Here is a 20,374-nt window from a genome sequence, read left to right as displayed (position 1 = left end):
TGATGCGGATTTCGAAAAAGGCGCGCATGAACCGGCTGTTCCGCGATGGCGGTTGCCTTGACGTGGCCATCGATCACGGTGTTTGCAACGAACCGAGCTTTCTCGTCGGGCTGGAGGATATGGCGCAGACGGTCGAGAAGCTGGTGGAAGCGCGTCCCGATGCCATCCAGATGACCTATGGGCAGGCGGATCTGCTACAACAGAGACCGGAGCGCGACAAGCCGGCCCTCGTCATGCGCATCGATATGGGCAATCCCTATAATTCCACCCGCCACAGAACCATGTGGTCGCAGCTGCAGAATTATCATGATCCGATCATCGGTGCGTTGGAGATGGATGCGGCCTGTGTCGTCGTCAATCTGTTCATGCTGCCGGATGAGCCGGAGCTGTTTCGCCAATGCGTCGAGAATATCAGCCGGGTGCGGGCCGATTGCCATCGTTTCGGCATGCCGCTGATGATCGAGCCACTGGTGATGCTGCCCAACGACGTGCGCGGCGGATATCAGGTTGATGGCGACGCCGAGAAGATCGTCACGCTCGTACGTCTTGCCTCGGAAATGGGAGCCGATATCATCAAGGCCGATCCCACCAGCAACCCGGAGGATTTCCACAGGGTGATCGAGGCGGCGCGCTGCCCGGTGCTGGTGCGGGGCGGGGGGCGTGAGGACCTGCGCAATGTGCTGACAAAATCGGCGGCCTTGATGGCGGAGGGCGCGAACGGGATGGTCTATGGCCGCAACATCTATCAGCATGACAACCCCAAGGCCGTGGTGGCGGCCTTGATGGCCATCATCCATCAGGGTGCGAGCGGTGAGGAAGCATGGGACATCTATAATCGTGGCTGAGAAAAATCATATATTGGGTCTCGATGTCGGCAATACGGTCATCAAGGCCGTGCTGTTCGACACGGCGGGCCGGCAGATCGCCCAGCACGCCATCGACGGACATTCGACATTTCCGCAGCCCGGTTATGTCGAGCGCGATCTCGAGGAATTGTGGCGGAACGGCTGTGAGGCGATCCGCCAGCTTCTGGTTAAATCGGCGGTTGATCCCCGCAGCATCGCGGGCGTGGGCTGTGCCGGCCATGGCAATGGTCTCTACCTCTTGGATAAACAACAGCAACCGCTCCTCGGCATCCAGTCGCTCGACAGCCGCGCCGCCGATATGGCGGCCGAGCTTGACCGGAAAAGCGGAGGCTTGTTGCAGGCGCGCTGCCTGCAACGGCCGTGGCCCGCGCAGACGCCCACACTTCTCGCCTGGGTGAAACGGCATGCGCCCGATCTCTATGCGCAGACCGGCACGGTGCTGTTCTGCAAGGACTTCGTCAATTTCCGCCTGACCGGCTGCCTTGCCAATGATATTTCCGACCTCAGCGGTGCGGGACTGCTTGCCCTGCCGGAAGCGCTACTCGACCGCGAGCTTCTGTCACTCTACGACCTTGAAGATGCCTTTGCGTTATTCCCCCGTCTCGTGGAATCGGCTGACATTGTCGGCCAGGTGACGCGGGAGGCTGCCGGCCTGACCGGGCTTTCGGAAGGCACGCCCGTCATTGGCGGTTTCTTCGATGTCGTTTCCAGCGCCATGGGTTCGGGCGTCATCAATGCGGGCGAAGCCTCCGTCATTGCCGGCACCTGGAGTATCAACCAGGTATTTGCAGACAAACCGGTCATCAGCCCTGACGTCTTCATGGTCACGACATTTGGCCGTGACCGTTATGTCAATATTGAATCCAGCGCCACCTCCGCCGCCAACCTCGAATGGTACGTGCATCGTGTCCGCGCCGACCATGGCGACCATGCCTTCGAGCGCTGCAACGAGCTGGTCGGTTCCGTGACGCCACGGGCGGACGATCCGTTCTTTCACCCCTTCATCTTTGGCTCGCGGCTCGGAGCGGAGTTTCGTGGTGGGTTTTATGGTCTCGCCGGCTGGCACGGCGAAGGCCACATGGTGCGCGCCCTGTTCGAGGGAGTGTGTTTCGAGCACCGCCGCCACATCGGCGTCCTGCGAGAGGCGGGGCTGCCGGTCGAAAGCGCGGTCATGTCCGGCGGCGGTTCCCGCAGCCAGCACTGGCCGCAGATCATGGCGGATGTTCTGGAGATTCCCCTTCGCGTCGCCGAGGCCCGGGAAACGGGAGCGCTCGGAGCGGCGATCGGTGCCGCCGTGGCGACGGGGCTCTATCCGAACTACGAGGAGGCCGTTGCTGCGATGACGCGGGTTCAGAGTGCCTATCAGCCGAATGCTTCGCAGGTCTCGCACTACAGGCGGCGCTACGGTCTCTATCAGGAATTGACCGGACAGTTACGGAGCTTCTGGAGCGCTTTGCGGTTACCGCAATAATGCGTGTTGCGGCAGGCGGCAATCGCGTCCACCGCATCTGGCAGAGACCGGCACGGAGAGGAATATCTGTGCCGGTAGCGGCCGCAGTATCCCCGATATCATGTATATACTTTTAATATTACGTCTTCATAAAGTATTGATTTCACGGATTGCACCTAAATATAAAATAGAAAGTAATTTTTAAACATAACTTTATAGTCTTTCTTTCCAGCCCGGTCATCGACGGTTACGCGTGCGCACCCGTAACTCTCGCTACCGTTGCAGCATAGTTTTGGGGGGTGGGAGATGCTTTTTAAATCGACAACGGGTCGGAATATTTTTGCGGTCGCCGCGTGTGGTGTCTTTGCCACGATCGCGGCCTCGGCCGTGCTGTTATATCGGTCTATCGAGGATACGAGGGACAATAGTCTTGAGCGCATGCGGCAGATCGCCCGTGCGGAAGCCCTGGCAACCGAAAAGAATATCGGCGGCACCATCCATATCGCCAACAGCCTCGCCTCGGTTCTGGAAGCGATGAAGCAGTCAGGCAACGCAGACCGGAGCCTGGCCGATCAGATTATTCAACACACGCTAGCCGATAATCCTGACATACTCGGACTATGGACCGGGTGGGAGCCAAACGCCTTTGACGGCAAGGATGCGGATTTCGTCAACAGCCAGGGACATGATGCGACCGGCCGGTATATCCCCTATTGGGTGCGAAGCGGCGGCAAGATAAGCAATACCGCTTTGGTCGATTACGCCACCGCAGGTCCGGGCGATTATTATCAACTGCCCTTCACCCTGAAGAAAACGGTTGTCATCGAACCTTACTCATATGCGATCGACGGCAAGGAGGTTCTTATCACCTCCGTGGCGAAGCCCGTCATGATCGATGGTAAACCTGCGGGGGTTGCCGGCCTCGATCTCTCGCTCGAGGAAACAGGCAAGGCGCTTTCGACGGTGCGGCCCATGGGAACGGGTTTCGTCAGTCTGGTCAGCGGTGGCGGCAAGATCATCAGCCATCCGGATTCGTCGATCATGGGGAAAAGCCTTACGGATGGTGGCGTGCAGACCGCCGGCTGGGACCAGCTCATTGCAAAACCCGGCGTGGAGCAGGAAATGACGGCGCAGGATGGAACGGCTTCCTTCGCCGTCGCGCTACCCGTGACGCTCACGCCTGACATGAAGTGGTACGCGATCGTCTCGGTGCCTGTAGAAACGGTATTTGCCCAGCTCCATGCGTTGATGCGGAACGCCGCCATGACGATCGCAACAGCCGCCGTGCTGCTGGCGCTTGCAGGGTGGTTCATTGCGCGGCGGTTCATCGGGCGCATCGCGAATATCATCGATGAAACAGCCCGTATCGCAAAGGGTGATCTCCAGTTGACACTGAAGGACGTCGAGACGAGAGACGAAATCGGCGACCTTGCCCGTTCGCTTGACGTTCTGCGCGAAAGCAATCGGCAGAAAGCCTCATTGGAGCGGGAAGCGGAGACCAACCGCGCCCTTGGCGAAGAAGAGCGTATGGACCGGGAGCGCAAGGCTGCCGATGAAGCAGGCAACATCCGCTTTGCCGTGGACAGCCTGGCTTATGCTTTGGCGAGGCTTGCTGACGGTGATGTGTCGTGCCGTATCGGTGATGCTTTTGTCGAACAGCTCGACGCGGTGCGTAACGATTTCAATGGCTCGGCCGGCAAATTGCAGAACGCGCTTCTGCGGGTATTGGAAAACGCTTCCGGCATCGATGCCGGCGCCCATGAAATCAAGGCGGCGTCCGATGATCTGGCACGGCGAACGGAGCAGCAGGCGGCCGCCGTTGAGGAAACCGCAGCTGCCCTTGAGGAGATCACGATCACGGTAAAAGACGCTTCAAACCGGGCGAATGAGGCGGGCCGGCTCGTTTCCCGCACTCGTGTCGGTGCCGAACGTTCGGGCGAGGTCGTGCGCCAGGCTGTGATGGCGATGGAGCGGATAGAGAAATCGTCAAACGAGATTTCCAGCATCATCGGCGTGATCGACGAAATCGCCTTCCAGACGAATTTGCTGGCGCTCAACGCCGGGGTGGAGGCCGCGCGTGCAGGTGAGGCGGGCAAGGGGTTTGCCGTGGTAGCGCAGGAGGTGCGCGAACTTGCACAACGTTCCGCCGCGGCGGCAAAGGAAATCAAGTCGCTGATCACCAAGTCGAACCAGCAGGTTGAAGAGGGCGTGCATCTTGTCGGCGATACCGGCAAGGCCCTCGATGTCATCGTCGCGGAAGTGCAGGAGATCAACCAGCATGTCGCCGCGATCGTGGAATCCGCGCAGGAACAGTCGTCCGGCCTCCAGCAGATCAACGTTGCCGTGAACCAGATGGATCAGGACACCCAGAAAAATGCCGCGATGGTCGAGGAGATGACCGCCGCCAGCCATACGCTGGCAACGGAAGTCGATGCGCTGAACCGGTTGCTTGGCCAGTTCGAGCTTGGCCAGGGAGTGAACGCCAGCAGGGGGGCGCTCAGGGCGGCTTGATCGGACAGCACCCGAGGATGAGCAACTGTGGATGCATATCAGGCACTTGAGGGAGAAATCTCGCGAGCGCCTGATATGCTGCATGCCGTTCGGCCGCATCGAGCCAATGACCAGACCATTTGGGCAGCCGACACCTCTGGAAGATCAATCCGGGCATGGCCGGACAAAGCGCTGTTCCAGCACCTCGCTTCCCCATTGGCTGCCCGGATATTCCTCGGTGCATGTGAAACCATGGGCCTCGTAAAGATGCCGTGCGGCCAAAAGGCCGTTGAATGTCCAGAGATGGGTTTCGGCAAAGCCCGCCTCGTCGGCAAAGGCGAGGGCGGTTGCGAGTAGCCTGCGTCCGACACCGCCGCCGCGTATGCCATCATCAACGATGAACCAGCGCAGATGCGCAATACCAGCTCCAAGATCTTCCCCGTCGATGGCGACCGAACCGATGATTTCCTGTCCGCGCATTGCGACCCAGATCGCATTTCTCGGGTTTTCAAGCCGGTTGCAGAAAGCGGCGAGGCCTTCGGCCACGACAGATTCGAAACGCTGGCCGAAGCCGGATGTCCGGGCATAATAAAGCGCATGCATCTGCGTGATACGGGCGATGATGCCAGGTCTGTATCCCTGTTTGATATCGATGGTCGGAGCCGACGTGCCGGCCCTTGCTCCCAGCGCGGTTGCATAAAGACGAAGCCCTTCGAGAATGGTGTGAGCATCCGTCGACGTCAGTTGCGCCAAAGCGCCAGACACCTGCCGGTTCGCGAAGCCATTGATGGCGCTGACTTTCTCCTGACCCTGTCCCGTGAGATGCAGCCGCTTGATGCGGCTATCCGTGTCGTCAGTTTGTTCGAGAATATCGCCCGACAGGATGAGCTTGCGCAGCATGCGGCTGACACTCGATTTCTCAAGCCGCAACAGTTTTCCAAGATCCTTTGCCGTGATGCCGGGACATGCTTCGATCTCGATCAGTGCATGCACCGCCGAGGGTGGCAAATCGGTGCCGGCAAAATCTCCGCCCATGAAACCAAGCTCGCGGACAAGCTGGCGTGAAGTGGAGCGGATGTCGTGTATGGGGGGGAATTGTTTGGGCACGTTCGCTCCATTATGGTTGCATCTTGCAACTATAATCATATTCCACCCGCATTGCCAAGATTGCGACCGGCGTAAAAAGTTGGCTTTCTCCGCAAAAGCGGACGATCTGCTGCTCAGGACACCGACAACGGCAGCGAAGCTGCCTTGTTAGTACGGTGAGTATTCTCCAAGGTCGTGCCGTGAAACTCTCCAGCGCTCGATTATGAACGAACGCCGCCCTCTGCCATGCGGTGTGCTCAGCGGAAACGAAGATTTCGCCGTGTGAGCTGATCGACGGTGGTGCAGCCCATCAGTTTCATACCGCGCTCGATTTCGATCCGCATCGTTTCCAGCGCACGTTCCACACCTGGCTGCCCGGCGGCGGCAAGCGGGAAAAGGTAATAGCGACCAAGGCCCACGGCTTTTGCGCCGAGGGATAACGCCTTCAGAACGTGGGTGCCGCGCTGCACGCCGCCATCCATCATCACGTCGATCCTGTCGCCGACCGCATCGACGATCTCGGCCAGCTGGTCGAAGGCGCTGCGGGAGCCATCGAGCTGACGGCCGCCGTGATTGGAAAGCACAATGCCGCTGCAGCCGATCTCAACCGCGCGGCGGGCGTCGTCCACGGACATGATCCCCTTCAGGCAGAACGGCCCGTCCCATTCGCGCACCATCTGCGCCACATCGTCCCAATTCATCGAAGGGTCGAGCATTTCGGTGAAATATCGGCTGATGGAAAGGGCGCCGCCGTCCATTTTGATATGGTCGTCGAGCTGCGGCAGGCTGAAGCGCTCATGCGTCAGGTAATTGATGCCCCAGGCGGGCTTCATGGCAAATTGCGCGATGCCGGAAAGATTGAGTTTGAAGGGAATGGCGAAGCCGGTGCGCTTGTCACGTTCGCGGTTCCCGCCGGTGATGCTATCAACCGTCAGCATCATCGTCTCGACGCCGGCGCTTTTCGCCCGGGCCATCATATCGCGGTTGAGGCCACGATCCCTATGGAAATAGAATTGATAGACCTGCGGGCCGCCGCTGATCCGGCGTGCTTCCTCAAGGCTGGTGGTGCCGAGCGAGGAGACGCCGAACATGGTGCCGAATTTTCCGGCGGCAGCCGCGACAGCCTTCTCACCCTGATGGTGAAACAGGCGTTGCAGCGCTGTCGGGGAGCAATAGACCGGCATCGCCAGTTTCTGTCCCATGACCGTGACCGACATATCCACATCGGCTACACCCTGCAGCACATCGGGAACGAGATCGCAATTTTCGAAGGCGGCCGTGTTTCGACGATAGGTCACCTCGTCATCGGCCGCGCCGTCTATGTAATTGAAGATCGGTCCGGGAAGGCGCTGTTTGGCCATGCGACGGAAATCGTGGAAATTATAGCAGTCTTTGAGTTGCATCTGTCGCTCGGCCGGTCCGGTTTGAAAGCTCGAAAGAGATGGACTGAAACCTATACCGGGGATTGGGGCCGGGCAATTCTATCACCGGCGATTTTTACCCTTCTCAGCTACGAAACTGTGCCGGCAAGGTGCTTCGTGGAGACGGCGTGCAGGGCTTTGCCGGTTTCGACAAAACTCTCGATATTTCCGATCGTCGTGTCCGCGATATTCTTGAGCGCTTCCTGTGTGAAGAAACCCTGATGGCCGGTGACAAGAACATTGGGGAAAGTCAGCAGTCGCGCGAAGACATCGTCGCGCAGCACGTCATTGGAAAGATCTTCGAAAAAGAGATCAGCTTCCTCTTCATAGACATCGATGCCGAGAGAGCCGATCGTGCCGTCCTTCAGTCCTGTAATTGCGGCCGGGGTGTCGATGATGGCGCCGCGGCTGGTATTGATGAGCATCACGCCCTTTTTCAAAAGGGGTAAAGTCTCCCTGCGAATGAGGTGCCGGGTTTCCGGCGTGAGCGGGCACATCAGCGCGACGATATCCGATGTCCGGAACAGTTCCTCCCGCGTCCCATAGGTCATGCCCAGCGCCTCGCAATCGGGATTGGGACGAAGATCGTGGCCGATGAGACGGCAGCCGAAGCCGGCCGCAATGCGTGCGAAAATCGCGCCGATCTTGCCCGTGCCGACAATGCCCACCGTCTTGCCGTGTAGATCGAAGCCGAGCAGGCCATCAAGGGCGAAGTTTCCCTCGCGGACACGGTTGTACGCGCGATGAATCTTGCGGTTGAGCGACAGAATGAGCGCCATTGTATGTTCGGCGACCGCATAAGGTGAATAGGCCGGCACGCGGGCAATGGTGAGACCAAGCTTTTCGGCAGCGGCGAGATCGACCTGATTGAACCCGGCACAGCGAAGAGCAACGAGCCGCACGCCCATGCCCGCCAGTTTCTCGAGCACCGGCCGCGATAGATCGTCATTCACGAAGGCGCAGATCGCCGTCGCTCCATCTGCCAAAGCGGCCGTTTCAGGTGACAGGCGGGCTTCGCAATATTGCATCCGCATGCCCGGCCTGGCGGCGTCGTCAAGAAACTGCCTGTCATAGGGTTTGGCGCTATAGACCACGATCCGCATCTGTCTCTCCAGTTTCAAAACGAAAGCTGCCGCTACAGGGCGATGTGTCCGGCAAGCACCTTAGCTGCGTAGGCCCGGCGCTTCCTGCCCGGTGCTTTCGACATATTCGGTATATCCGCCGCCAAACTGATGGATACCATCAGGCGTCAGTTCCAGCACCCGGTTCGAAAGCGCCGCCAGGAAATGGCGGTCGTGCGAAACGAACAGCATGGTGCCTTCATAATCCGACAAGGCCTTGATCAGCATTTCCTTGGTATCGAGATCGAGATGGTTCGTCGGCTCGTCCAGCACCAGGAAATTCGGCGGATCGAACAACATCGCGGCCATGACGAGGCGGGCTTTTTCACCACCGGAAAGAACGCGGCAGCGTTTTTCCACGTCGTCGCCCGAGAAACCGAAACAGCCGGAAAGGGCGCGTAGCGGTGCCTGGCCCGCTTTCGGAAAACGCTCCTCCAGCCATTCCAGAATAGTGCTGTCACCGTCAAGAACATCCATGGCGTGCTGGGCGAAATAACCGAGCTTGACGCTGGCTCCGAGGGTGACATTGCCGGAATCCGGCTCGGTCGTGCCGGTCACCAGTTTCAGCAATGTCGATTTTCCGGCGCCGTTGACGCCCATGATGCACCAGCGCTCCTTGCGGCGTACCATGAAGTCCAGTTCGCCATAGATCGTGCGGCTGCCATAGGTCTTGTTGACTTTTTTCAGCGCAACGACGTCTTCCCCCGATCGGGGTGCCGGGGCAAACTCGAAAGCCACCGTCTGACGCCGTTTTGGCGGCTCGACTCGGTCGATCTTTTCAAGTTTCTTGACGCGGCTCTGTACCTGCGAGGCATGGGAGGCGCGCGCCTTGAAGCGTTCGATGAACTTGATTTCCTTGGCGAGCATGGCTTGCTGGCGCTCGAACTGCGCCTGCTGCTGCTTTTCGTTCTGTGCCCGTTGTTGTTCGTAAAAGCCATAATCGCCCGAATAGGTGGTGAGGCTGCCAGCATCGATCTCGATGATCTTGGTGACGATGCGGTTCATGAATTCGCGGTCATGCGATGTCATGAGCAACGCGCCGTCATAATTCTTCAGGAAGTCTTCGAGCCAGATCAGGCTTTCGAGATCGAGATGGTTCGACGGTTCGTCGAGCAGCATCACATCCGGTCGCATCAACAGGATGCGGCCGAGCGCCACGCGCATCTTCCAGCCGCCGGACAGTTTCGAAACATCGCCGTCCATCATTTCCTGGCTGAAGCTCAGCCCATCAAGCACCTCACGGGCGCGGCCTTCCAGCGCGTAGCCATCAAGCTCTTCGTACCGTGCCTGCACCTCGCCGTAACGTTCGATGATGGCATCCATCTCGTCCATTCGGTCGGGATCGGACATGGCGGCTTCCAGTTCGCGGAGTTCGGCTGCCACTTCGCTGACCGGGCCTGCGCCCTCCATGACCTCGGCCACTGCGGAGTGGCCGGACATCTCACCGACATCCTGATCGAAATAACCGACCGTCATGCCTTTTTCGACGACGACCTGTCCCTCATCGGGCTGGTCTTCACCTGTTATCATTCGGAAAAGCGTGGTCTTGCCGGCGCCGTTCGGACCGACAAGGCCGATCTTCTCACCACGATTGAGCGCGGCGGAGGCCTCGATATAGAGAATACGGTGACTGTTCGACTTGCTGATATTTTCGATGCGGATCATGACAGGGCCTGTGAATGGGAGCGGCCCTCCTATGCCACGGGCCGCCGCCGCTGTCACCTGCCGTGCATGTCCTGCCAGCCATGCAGGAAGGACAAGCTTCGCTCCGAAGCCGGACCGGAGAAAAGACGGTTTCGGCGTTTGCCATCAGTTGGTGAGCGTGGCTATGCTACCAGCCGCTTTGCGGGCGATTTCACCAAAGGCGGTAACGATTTGCTCCATGTTCTCAGGCGCGTAATAATTATCGGCGCTGGAGGCGCAATATTGCAGCAGTGACTTGCCTTTGTCCGGCGCCATGAAGGCAACGCTGAAAATCTTGATGCCGTCTTTCTTGGCAGTCTCGCAGGTGGTGCGCACGGATTGGTCGATGCTGGAGTTCCACGCGGCGCTATTTCCCGTCATTTCGCCATCGGTCATGAGAACGATATAACGCTCGAAGGATTCATTTCCCTTCGTCTTGTGTGCTTTTGCTTCGTCGGAATTGGATTTTTTGAGAGCATTATAGGCGGCGGTGAGGCTGCTGCGGGCATCGGTGCCGCCGGTAGGGAATTCCGGGATCTGTTTATCGACATAGCTCACGACACTACTCGTCCCCCAACTGATGGGCTGAGCGGCATAGGTCTCATGTGTGTAAACGGAGGCGCCTGTGCGAACGAGTTCTGAGCCGCCGCTGGCTGTATAGGTTGGATCAGCCTTGTTCAATGTGGCGACAAGAAACGCGACGGCCGTTTTAAGCGAGGCGGCCTTGTTGATGTAGCAAGGGCTGGATGTGGCCTTCGCTTCGCTTTCACCCCAATTGGCGGCGGTGTATACCGGGCAGGATTTTTTTGCCGTATTGATTGTGTCTGTCTTGAAGGACATCGAACCCGAGCGGTCGAGCGCAAGATACATGGAGATCGGCGCGCCCTTGTTGACGGTGCTCTGCGCGGTGCCGGTTACCGAAAGGTCGAGCGTTTTTACGCCGATAAAACCGAGCATCGGATTGAGTTGCATCCGGTGTTTGATCGTGGTTTCAACGGAGTAGGTCTTGCCGCGTGCATTTTCCGTGGCCGTGACACGGGTTGGAGAATTCTTCTCCAGTTCGATTTTCTCTTCCGCGGTCAGATTCTTTTCCATCTGCGCCGCAATGAAGGCTCTGGCGATTTCCTTGAGCTGTTCGTCGCTCAATTCGCCCTTTTTCAGACGGGCCTCGGTGGCTGCTGCAAGAGCCGCGGAATCGGCCGTATTCTGCATATCCGCTTTCACCTGCATGACATTCGCAAGCTCCATGCCGGCACCGGCGACACCCAGCAACACCGGCAGCAATATGGCCGTCATCATGCCGAAATTACCGCTTGTATCGGCAAGGAAACGGCGCTTGGATTTGTGAGGTGCAGACACGGTCATTGAAGGCTCACCGATTAGAATATTCTACTGAGCGCAGGAAACCCGCAAACGATGTAAAATCCGCTAACGCGATCGGTTCAATTTTACGTAGCGTTCAAATTGGCGCAGTTTTCGAAGTATTTTCAAGAATTGTTCTGCGCGAGGACCGCAATAATACACATCGTGTCATTATTGGACGGGAATGACGTCAACGGCCTGCTTTATCTGCTGGTTGCCGTAACTCTTCAAGACGCCGATAACAGGGGCGACATCGGAATAATCGCGGCCATAACCGACGACGATGTGATCGCTTCCGGCGATAATATCGTTTGTCGGGTCTAGTTCGAGATAACCGGTCGCCTCGCCGCACCAGATGCGGACCCAGGCATGCATGGCATCGGCACCTTCCAGCCGCTCCTTGCCCGGCGGGGGAATGGTGCGCAGGAAGCCGCTGACATAACCGGCGGGAATGCCGAGGCTGCGCAGCGCCATGATCATGATATGCGAAAAATCCTGGCACACGCCGCGCTTCAGCTTGAAGGCTTCCGATGGTGTCGTATCCACTGTCGTCGCTTCGCCGTCATAGGTGAAATCCCCATGGATGCGTTTGCACGTCGCCAGTGCGATTTCGCGAATGGTCATTCCCGGTTTCAACGATTCGCGGGCATAGGCCGCAATTGCCGCGTCGGTGCCTATTCTTGGGCTGGTGCCGATGAAATGGTGCGGCGACTGGAAATCGAGCGACCAGACCTCGGCAAGTTCCTGCGGCAGGCGGGAAAGCTCGGGCGAAAAATCGGCCGTCAGCGCCGGCGCTTCCACCATCACGCGGGCCTGCATGCGGATGTCGAGCTTCTCATGCGGGGCGCGCAAATGCACCGAGGTGGCCGATTGGTGAAAGAAATCCTCGAAGCCGACCCGTTCTTCCGGCGCGGGCGAAACATCGATGGAACCGGCAACAAGCCGCTGCCGGCCGGGAATGGAAAGCGGCAGAACGCGGATGATGTGGCGCGCGCCGTGGGCCGGCGTGTCGTAGGTGTAACCCATATGCAGGGAAAGATCATAAAGCATAGGATTATCCGAGATAGGTTCGGGCCAGAACATCGGAGAGATGTTCCATGTCGGTTTCCAGCTGGCGATAGATCGTACCGTTCATGTTTTCCGGTGTCATCACGGCGAGCCCGGAATGCAGACGCATCGCCTCGCGATAGAAAGGCGACATCTGGCCGTTGACGAAAGCATTCGGAAGCTGCTCCACCTCGGTGCGGATTTCGTTCAGCTGAAACAGGATCGAGCGAGGGTTGAGCGGATCGAGCGCCAGAAGATCGGTCACGGTCAGGCCGGCCGTATTGACGTTGTAGCGGCGGCGATGGGTCATGACGCTGTCGCCGATTTCGAGCAACATGTCATAGGAACCATCAGGCGCATCCGGCCCGGTCATATGGCCGAGAAGCCGAGTCATATGCAGGCCGCGTTCGAGATAACGGCCGATCGACAGGAAACGCCAGCCGGTGAAGCGATACATGTTTTCGTGCACAAGACCGGCAAAGCCCGCAAGCTTGCGCAAGAGGATCGTCATGGCATGGGTGGCGTCGTCGCCCGGGGCCACCTTGGCGTGGAAACGGCGGGCGGTCTTGGCAAGATCGTTCAGCGCCAGCCATCCGTCAGGCGAGAAGCGGTCGCGAATGTTGCTGGCGGAATAGAGCGCGCTGTTGATGTTGGTCAGCAGGCTCTCCGGCACGGCATCGTTCATCTCCACATCGAGCGCTTCGAGATAGCCCGTCACATGGGCGAGCAGCGGCTGGCGCGGATCGGCAGATTCCGCATAACGTCCGTGCCAGGCGCGCAGGATGCGCAATGCGCCTTCCGAACGTTCGATATAACGCCCAAGCCAGAAGAGATTGTCGGCAGCCCTGCTCGGCAGGCTGCCCGGCATATTGCGGGTAAAGCTTTCTTCGGCCGGCAGAAGCGTGGTGCGTTCCACGGGTTTGTCGCTGACGATCCAGACATCCGCCGCGCTGCCGCCCGATTGCATGGCGATGGCGGACACATCGTCACCGCTGCCGATCCGTGCGAAACCGCCGGGCATGATCTGCCAGCCATCCTGGGTACGGGCGGCAAATACACGAAGGCTCATCGGACGCGGCACGAGCTTGTTGTCGATATAGGCCGGGGTGGTTGAAAGCTTTACCACTTCCTGGCCCACCAGCCTGTGGCCGTCGGAGGCAAGCCAGTCGCTTATCGATTCCTTCGCCGTTTCACGCAGCGAAGAGCCGAGTACCGATTGGCCATTGTCGTCAAAGAACGGCAGCCGCGAATAGGCCGGGCCGATGACCATCCCCTCGATATTGCCGGCAACGTGACGGCGTTCGGATTCCTGTCCGCACCACCAGGTGGCGATCGAGGGCAGTTTCAGTTCCTCACCCAGAATGTGGCGGCAGATGCGTGGCATGAAGGCGAGCAGCGCCCGCGTTTCGAGAATGCCGCTGCCGAGCGCGTTGACGATGGTGAGCGCCTCATTGCGCAGCGCCTGTACCATGCCGGGCGTGCCGATATGGGAGTGCTGGTTGAGTTCCAGCGGATCGGAATAGGAGGCGTCGAGACGTCGCCACAGCACGCCGATCGGTTTCAGTCCCGCCACGGTCCTGACCATGACGCGACCGTTGACCACGGTCAGGTCCTCGCCTTCCAGCAGCATGAAGCCGAGATAGCGGGCGATATAGGCGTGTTCGAAATAGGTCTCGTTGGCGGGGCCGGGCGTCAACACGGCGATCCGGTCGTCGGGATGTTTCCTGTGCGCCTGCAGCGCGTCGCGGAAAGCGCCGAAAAACGAGGCGAGACGGTGGACGTGGGTTTCCGCATAGATATCCGACAGCGCACGGGTGGTCGCCACCCGGTTTTCAAGCGCGAAACCCGCGCCGGAAGGCGCCTGTGTGCGGTCGGCCAGCACCCACCAGTTGCCGTCAGGTCCGCGGCCGATTTCAAACGAACAGAAATGTAGATAGTGGCCACTTGCCGGCTTCACGCCGACCATCGGCCTGAGATATTCCGGATTGGAGGCGAGCAGTGCCGGCGGCACGTAACCTTCCTTCACCAGCCGGTTCTCGCCGTAAAAATCGGCGGCCATGGCTTCCAGAAGATTGGCGCGCTGCTTCAGCCCTTCGGAAAGAACCGCCCATTCCCGGTCGTCGATCAGGACAGGAATATGGGAGATCGGCCAGTTTCGTTCACTGCTGCCCTTGCCGTAGTCGCGGTAGAACACACCCGCATCGCGCAGATAACGGTCGGTGCGGGCAAAACGCTCGTGCAGTTCCCGCTCCGACATGCGCGACAGGGCGCCGAGCAGGGTCTTCCAGACCGGCCTTACCTTGCCGTTGGTATCGAGCATTTCGTCGGCAATGCCCGGCAGGGGGGAATATTCAAGCCCGCGCGGTTGCGGGCTCGTTTCCGTCTTGCGATCCGTTGCCGGGGCTTTGGACAATTTACACTCCGTAAGGCCGGCGCAGATCGAGCGTCAGCGGAAATTCTGGCGACACGGTTTCCGCGTGAAGCGGATATTGCCCTGCCCTATGCCCCCATGGTTCGAAACGGGCGAGGCGGCGTGCCTCGGCCTCATTTCCGTTGACGGGAAACGTCTCGTAGTTGCGCCCGCCCGGATGAGCAACATGATAGATGCATCCGCCGATCGATCGCCTCGACCATGTATCATAAATGTCAAAGGTCAAGGGTGAATTGACGGGCAATACGGGATGCAGGCCGGAAGAGGGCTGCCACGCCTTGAAGCGCACGCCGGCCACCGCGACACTGCGGTTTTCCGTCGGCGTCAGCGGAACGGCGCGGCCGTTGCAGGCGACTGTGTAACGAGAAGGATTGGAGGTTTCCAGCCGCACCTGCAGACGTTCCACGGAGGAATCGACAAAACGCACGGTGCCGCCGATGGCGCCCTGTTCACCCATCACATGCCAGGGCTCCAGCGCCTGGCGCAGTTCCAGCTTCGCGCCCTCATATTCCACCTCGCCGAAGAAGGGGAAACGGAACTCCTGCTGGGCGGTGAACCATTCCGGTTTCACGTCGAAGCCGTTTTCCCGGAGGTCGGCGAGCACATCCTGGAAATCCGTCCAGATATAATGCGGCAGCATGAAACGGTCCGCGAGCGCGGTGCCCCAGCGCACGAATTTGCCGGCGGCCGGATTTTTCCAGAAGCGGGCGATCAGCGCGCGCACCAGCAATTGCTGAGCGAGCGACATGCGGGCATTCGGCGGCATTTCAAAACCACGGAATTCCACCAGACCGAGGCGGCCGGTCGGCCCATCGGGCGAAAACAGCTTGTCGATGCAGATTTCGGCGCGGTGAGTGTTACCCGTCACATCCGTCAGCAGATTGCGGAACAGCCGGTCGACCAGCCATGGCAAAGGCGGAGCGCCGTCGCCGGGCGCGGGCACCTGCGCCAGCGCAATTTCCAGCTCGTAGAGGCTGTCGTGGCGGGCTTCGTCGATGCGCGGCGCCTGGCTTGTCGGGCCGATGAACAGGCCGGAGAAAAGATAGGAGAGTGACGGATGCCGCTGCCAGTGCAAAACAAGGCTTTTCAGAAGATCAGGCCGGCGCAGGAAGGGGCTGTCATTGGGGTTCGCTCCACCCACTACCACATGGTTGCCGCCGCCGGTGCCGGTGTGACGGCCGTCGATCATGAATTTGTCGGCGCCGAGACGCGACTGGCGCGCCTCCTCATAGACTGCCGTGGTGATATCGACGCAATCCTTCCAACTCGAGGCGGGGTGGATGTTGACTTCGATGACACCGGGATCGGGCGCGACGCGGATGACATTGATGCGCTCGTCATGCGGCGGCGCATAACCTTCGATATGGACCGGCAACCCAAGCTCGGCGGCAGCCGCTTCCGCCGCCGCGATCAGTTCGAGATAATCCTCGATGCGCTCGACCGGCGGCATGAAGACGCAGAGCCGGCCATCGCGTGGCTCGACGGAGAGTGCGGTGCGCACCGCGCCGCCGATTTCCCCGAGCGTCTGTTCGACGCGCTCCTGCCCGGCCCCTTCGCTTGCATGGAACGAGGCTTCAGGCATGGCGCGGCCGGAGGGCGTGAAGACGTCGGGAAGCGGTCCTCTCGGGATAGAAGGGTCTGCCTCGTGAATATAGGGATAGGCCGATGGCGGCACATAGGGCAGGGTGCCGAGCGGCAGGCGATAACCGACCGGGCTGTCGCCCGGAACGAGAAAAATCTTGCCGCGCCGCGTCTTCCATTTCTCGCTGATCCAGCGGTTGTCGGCCGCGCGGGCATTCCATGCCTGTACCGGCAGGATGTAACCGGTAGGCGTCGTCAAACCGCGTTCGAAGACGCGGGCGATGCGGTTGCGCTCTTCCGGGTCCTTCAGCTTCGAATTTGATGGATCGACATTATCGGGCAGGCTGCCTTCCTTGATGATCCATTCGGCCGGATCCTCATAGGCCGGCAGCACCATATCCGGCTCAATGCCGAGCTGGGCGGCGATACCGCCTAGCAGGTTCTGTGCATCCTCGGCCTTGACGCCGGTATTTGCACCTTCCTCGGCGATCAGCGCGGGATTTTGCCAGATCGGCAGGCCGTCCTTCCGCCAGTAGAGTGAGAAGGTCCAGCGCGGCAGGCTTTCGCCCGGATACCATTTGCCCTGCCCGTAATGCAGAAAACCGCCGGGGGCGAAACGTTCGCGCAGGCGACGGATCAATATATCCGCCTTTTCGCGTTTCGTCGGCCCGACCGCGCCGGTATTCCATTCATCGGATTCGAAATCATCGATGGAAACGAAAGTCGGTTCGCCGCCCATGGTCAGGCGGACGTCCTGGGCGTTTAGAACCCCGTCGACCGCTTCACCGAGCGCGTTGAGGTCTTCCCAGCTTTCATCCGAAAAGGGTTTGGTGATGCGCGGTGTCTCGGCAACACGCCGGACCTGCATGTCGAAAGCGAATTCCGTATTGGCATGGCCGAAGTAACCGCCGGAAATCGGTGCGGCATTGCGATAATGCGGCGTTGCCGCCAGCGGAATATGGCTTTCTCCGGTCAGGAGCCCGGAGGTCGGGTCAAGACCGATCCAGCCGGCACCGGGCATGTAAAACTCGGCCCAGGCGTGCAGATCGGTAAAATCCACCTCGGTGCCCGAGGGGCCATCGAGCGCCTTGAGGTCGGGCGTCAGCTGAATGAGGTATCCCGACACGAAACGGGCGGCAAGGCCGAGATGCCGCAGTACCTGCACCAGCAGCCAGCTGGTGTCGCGGCACGATCCCTTGCCGGAAGCGAGCGTCTCCTCCGGCGTCTGGACGCCCGGCTCCATACGGATGACGTAACCGATTTCCTGCTGCAGACGGGCGTTGAGGCCAACGACCATGTCCACCGTCGGCTGCTCCGGGGTCCGGTCGACAGTGGCCATGAAGGCGGCAAGCAGAGGGCCGGTCGGCTCCGGTTTCATGTAGATGGAGAGATCATCGCGCAATTCCTGCGGATAATCGAAGGGCCATTTTGTTGCCTCTTCCTCCACGAAGAAGTCGAATGGATTGTAAACGGTCATATCGGCGACAAGATCGACCTCGATCTTGAACTCCGTTGCCGGCTCGGGAAAAACGAAGCGGGCAAGGTAATTGCCGTAGGGGTCTTGCTGAAGGTTCACGAAATGGTTGGAAGGTGAAACCTTGAGCGAATGGCTGATGACGCGGGTTCTGGAGTGCGAGGCGGGCTTTAATCTGATGATTTGTGGTCCAAGGCGAACCGGATTGTCATATTTATAATGCGTCAGATGATAGATGCTCGCTTTGATCGCCATTAATCTGCCTTGCCCGGTTTTTCCGGATTATGCGGTTGTCCGCCCCTCTGAAATTATCGGGATTTTGTGCAATGCAGGAAAAGAAAGCAAGGATCATTTCCGGGGGTAATGCATTGTTGGTTGAGGCCGCGATGTCTACCGCAGGAAGAATGGCCCGGGCTTATCGATCATCGCCGCTGAGATTTCGCCGGGATTGTGGACAAGGTCGAACGGCGTGTTATTGCTTGGCATCGCAAGGCGCAGAATCGCGACCCGCTTTCTTTGCCGATTGACGTTTCGGAATGGAATGAATGGCAACAACGGTGACCGACGACCAGCGCAAGAGCGCGGCGAACCTTTCGGGTTTCGATCTCGACTTTCCGGCGCAGCTGCGGATGATGGGGCGTGCCTTCTGGACATCGCCGGTGCGCACCCGGCTGATTTTGCTGTCGATTGCGCTGCTCACCGTGATATTGCTCACCGCCTACGGGCAAATCAGGCTCAATGAATGGAATGCGCCGTTTTACAACGCGCTCGAGCGGCGCGACCTCGATGCCTTCATTCATCAGCTGGAAGTTTTCGCGATCATCGCCGGGCTGCTGCTTCTCCTTAACGTCATCCAGACATGGCTCAACCAGATGACGGCGCTGAACATGCGCGAGGGTCTTGCCAAGGATATGGTGGATCAATGGCTGAAACCGGGCCGCGCCGCGCGTCTCGCCGGTTTCGGCACGATTGCGATCAATCCGGATCAGCGCCTGCATGACGATGTTCGCAATCTCGCGGAAAGCAGCACGGCGCTTTCGATCGGTCTCGTGAATGCGACTATTATTCTCGTCAGCTTTATCGGCGTCCTCTGGTCGCTCTCGGCCGGTTTTGCCATCACCATCAGTGGCGATACCTATGCGATCCCCGGCTACATGGTCTGGGCGGCGATCCTATACGCCGGGTCGGCCTCGCTGCTCAGCAATCTCGTTGGTTACCGGCTGGTGGGGCTGAATGCCGAGCGTTATTCCAAAGAGGCGGAACTGCGCTTTTCCCTGATGCGGGCCAGCGAAAATCTCGCCGCCATTGCACTTGCGCGAGGCGAAAAGAATGAAAGGCGGCGGATCGGCATCGATATCGATGCGGTGCTCGGCGTTATCCGCGGGCTCGCCATGGCGCTGACGCATCTCACATGGGTATCGGCGGGTTATGGCTGGCTGGCGGTGGTGGCGCCGATCCTCATTGCCGCGCCGGTCTATTTTTCCGGCAACCTCACCTTCGGCGGGCTGATGATGGCTGTCGGTGCTTTCAACCAGGTCAATACGGCGCTGCGCTGGTATATCGACAATTTCGGCCCCATCGCGAGCTGGAAGGCGACATTGCAGCGCGTTTCAGTGTTTCGCAACGCGCTTATCCAGATGGACAGCGTGGAACAGCACGGCCTCACAATCGACCTGCAGCGCAGCGCGGAGAATGAAAAAATCCACCTGCAATCGGTCATCATCTGCCGTGAGGCGGGCGGGCAGGATATGGAGCGCGGCTTCCGGCTGCGCGAGAGTGAGGTAGGGATCGGGCCGGGCGAACGGCTGATGATCAATGGTGAACAGGGCGTGAACCGGCGGCTGCTGTTTGCCGCCATGGCAGGCCTGTGGCCCTGGGGGCAGGGCAAGATCGAGATGCCCGAACAATCCGACACGCTTTTCATTGCCCAGCACGGCTATCTGCCGGCCGGTTCGCTGCGTGAAATATTGGCCTATCCGCGTGCGCCACAGCGTTTCACCGAGACGGATTATCTCGCGGCGCTCACCGCATGCGGGCTCGGAGAAATGACCGTCCGTCTCGACGAAAACATCCGCTGGGACAAGAAACTGGATTCGGATGAGCAGGCCAGCATCCGCATTGCCAATGCCCTGCTTTTGAAGCCGAAATTCGTCGTGATTGACGATTTGCTGGAAGGTCTGGAAAAACAGACGCAGGATATGTTGGCGGAGGTTCTGAACGGGATGGAGGGTGCGGCGATCATTTATATCGGCCGGTCGGAGACTTTTCTTTCAGTCCTTACCCCGGCCGTGGCCCATCTTGACCACGCCTTGCAGAAGGAAACCAGCCCGAAGCAAGACGGCATGTCGCAATAGGTCGCGAG

General features: G+C 59.5%; 12 protein-coding genes. 4 read left to right on the top strand and 8 right to left on the bottom strand.

All coding sequences use genetic code 11. From position 1 onward, the window contains the following. Nucleotides 1–2 precede the first annotated feature (2 nt). The 3 genes from CFBP5499_RS20110 (at nucleotide 3) to CFBP5499_RS20100 (ending at nucleotide 4,827) form a co-directional block, all read left to right on the top strand. Nucleotides 3–845, top strand: a complete 843-nt coding sequence (locus CFBP5499_RS20110; protein ID WP_080830173.1) for a class I fructose-bisphosphate aldolase — start codon at nucleotides 3–5, stop codon at nucleotides 843–845. Further along, nucleotides 838–2,337 carry an FGGY-family carbohydrate kinase gene (locus CFBP5499_RS20105; protein ID WP_175416834.1) on the top strand — a complete coding sequence of 500 codons (1,500 nt, stop codon included), beginning with the start codon at nucleotides 838–840 and terminating at the stop codon, nucleotides 2,335–2,337. The genes CFBP5499_RS20110 and CFBP5499_RS20105 overlap by 8 nt, the downstream gene beginning before the upstream one ends. 285 nt (nucleotides 2,338–2,622) lie before the next feature. Beyond that, on the top strand, nucleotides 2,623–4,827 hold the full coding sequence (locus CFBP5499_RS20100; RefSeq protein WP_080828996.1) for a methyl-accepting chemotaxis protein: 2,205 nt from the start codon (nucleotides 2,623–2,625) through the stop codon (nucleotides 4,825–4,827). Between the two features lie 144 nt (nucleotides 4,828–4,971). Here the strand turns inward: CFBP5499_RS20100 and CFBP5499_RS20095 are convergent, their stop codons facing one another. The 8 genes from CFBP5499_RS20095 to CFBP5499_RS20060 form a co-directional block, all read right to left on the bottom strand. After that, a complete protein-coding gene (locus CFBP5499_RS20095; protein ID WP_080828997.1) occupies nucleotides 4,972–5,952 on the bottom strand; it encodes a bifunctional helix-turn-helix transcriptional regulator/GNAT family N-acetyltransferase in 981 nt (326 codons plus the stop codon). Between the two features lie 197 nt (nucleotides 5,953–6,149). Then, on the bottom strand, nucleotides 6,150–7,295 hold the full coding sequence (locus CFBP5499_RS20090; protein WP_080828998.1) for an alpha-hydroxy acid oxidase: 1,146 nt from the start codon (nucleotides 7,293–7,295) through the stop codon (nucleotides 6,150–6,152). A gap of 107 nt (nucleotides 7,296–7,402) precedes the next feature. Further along, nucleotides 7,403–8,416 (bottom strand): 2-hydroxyacid dehydrogenase, encoded by a 1,014-nt coding sequence (locus CFBP5499_RS20085; RefSeq protein WP_080829000.1) that lies wholly within the window; start codon nucleotides 8,414–8,416, stop codon nucleotides 7,403–7,405. A 60-nt stretch (nucleotides 8,417–8,476) separates the two neighbouring features. Then, a complete protein-coding gene (locus CFBP5499_RS20080; RefSeq protein WP_080829001.1) occupies nucleotides 8,477–10,099 on the bottom strand; it encodes an ABC-F family ATP-binding cassette domain-containing protein in 1,623 nt (540 codons plus the stop codon). A 144-nt stretch (nucleotides 10,100–10,243) separates the two neighbouring features. Then, a complete protein-coding gene (locus CFBP5499_RS20075) occupies nucleotides 10,244–11,482 on the bottom strand; it encodes a vWA domain-containing protein (RefSeq protein ID WP_080829003.1) in 1,239 nt (412 codons plus the stop codon). A gap of 168 nt (nucleotides 11,483–11,650) precedes the next feature. After that, nucleotides 11,651–12,529 carry a transglutaminase family protein gene (locus CFBP5499_RS20070; protein ID WP_080829004.1) on the bottom strand — a complete coding sequence of 293 codons (879 nt, stop codon included), beginning with the start codon at nucleotides 12,527–12,529 and terminating at the stop codon, nucleotides 11,651–11,653. Nucleotides 12,530–12,533: 4 nt separating this feature from the next. After that, nucleotides 12,534–14,939, bottom strand: coding sequence for a circularly permuted type 2 ATP-grasp protein (locus CFBP5499_RS20065; RefSeq protein WP_080829006.1), 2,406 nt, complete (start codon nucleotides 14,937–14,939; stop codon nucleotides 12,534–12,536). 1 nt (nucleotide 14,940) lies between these two features. After that, complete coding sequence (locus tag CFBP5499_RS20060) at nucleotides 14,941–18,267, bottom strand: DUF2126 domain-containing protein (protein WP_080829008.1); 3,327 nt, start codon at nucleotides 18,265–18,267, stop codon at nucleotides 14,941–14,943. Between the two features lie 290 nt (nucleotides 18,268–18,557). Between CFBP5499_RS20060 and CFBP5499_RS20055 the strand changes: the two genes are divergently transcribed. Continuing rightward, nucleotides 18,558–20,366 (top strand): ABC transporter ATP-binding protein/permease, encoded by a 1,809-nt coding sequence (locus tag CFBP5499_RS20055; RefSeq protein WP_080829009.1) that lies wholly within the window; start codon nucleotides 18,558–18,560, stop codon nucleotides 20,364–20,366. Nucleotides 20,367–20,374 lie beyond the last annotated feature (8 nt).

This window comes from Agrobacterium tumefaciens, assembly GCF_005221325.1.
In the GTDB taxonomy this organism is placed as follows: Bacteria; Pseudomonadota; Alphaproteobacteria; order Rhizobiales; family Rhizobiaceae; genus Agrobacterium.
The sequence above is the reverse complement of the archived record's forward strand: the minus strand, read 5'-3'. Positions and strand labels throughout refer to the sequence as shown.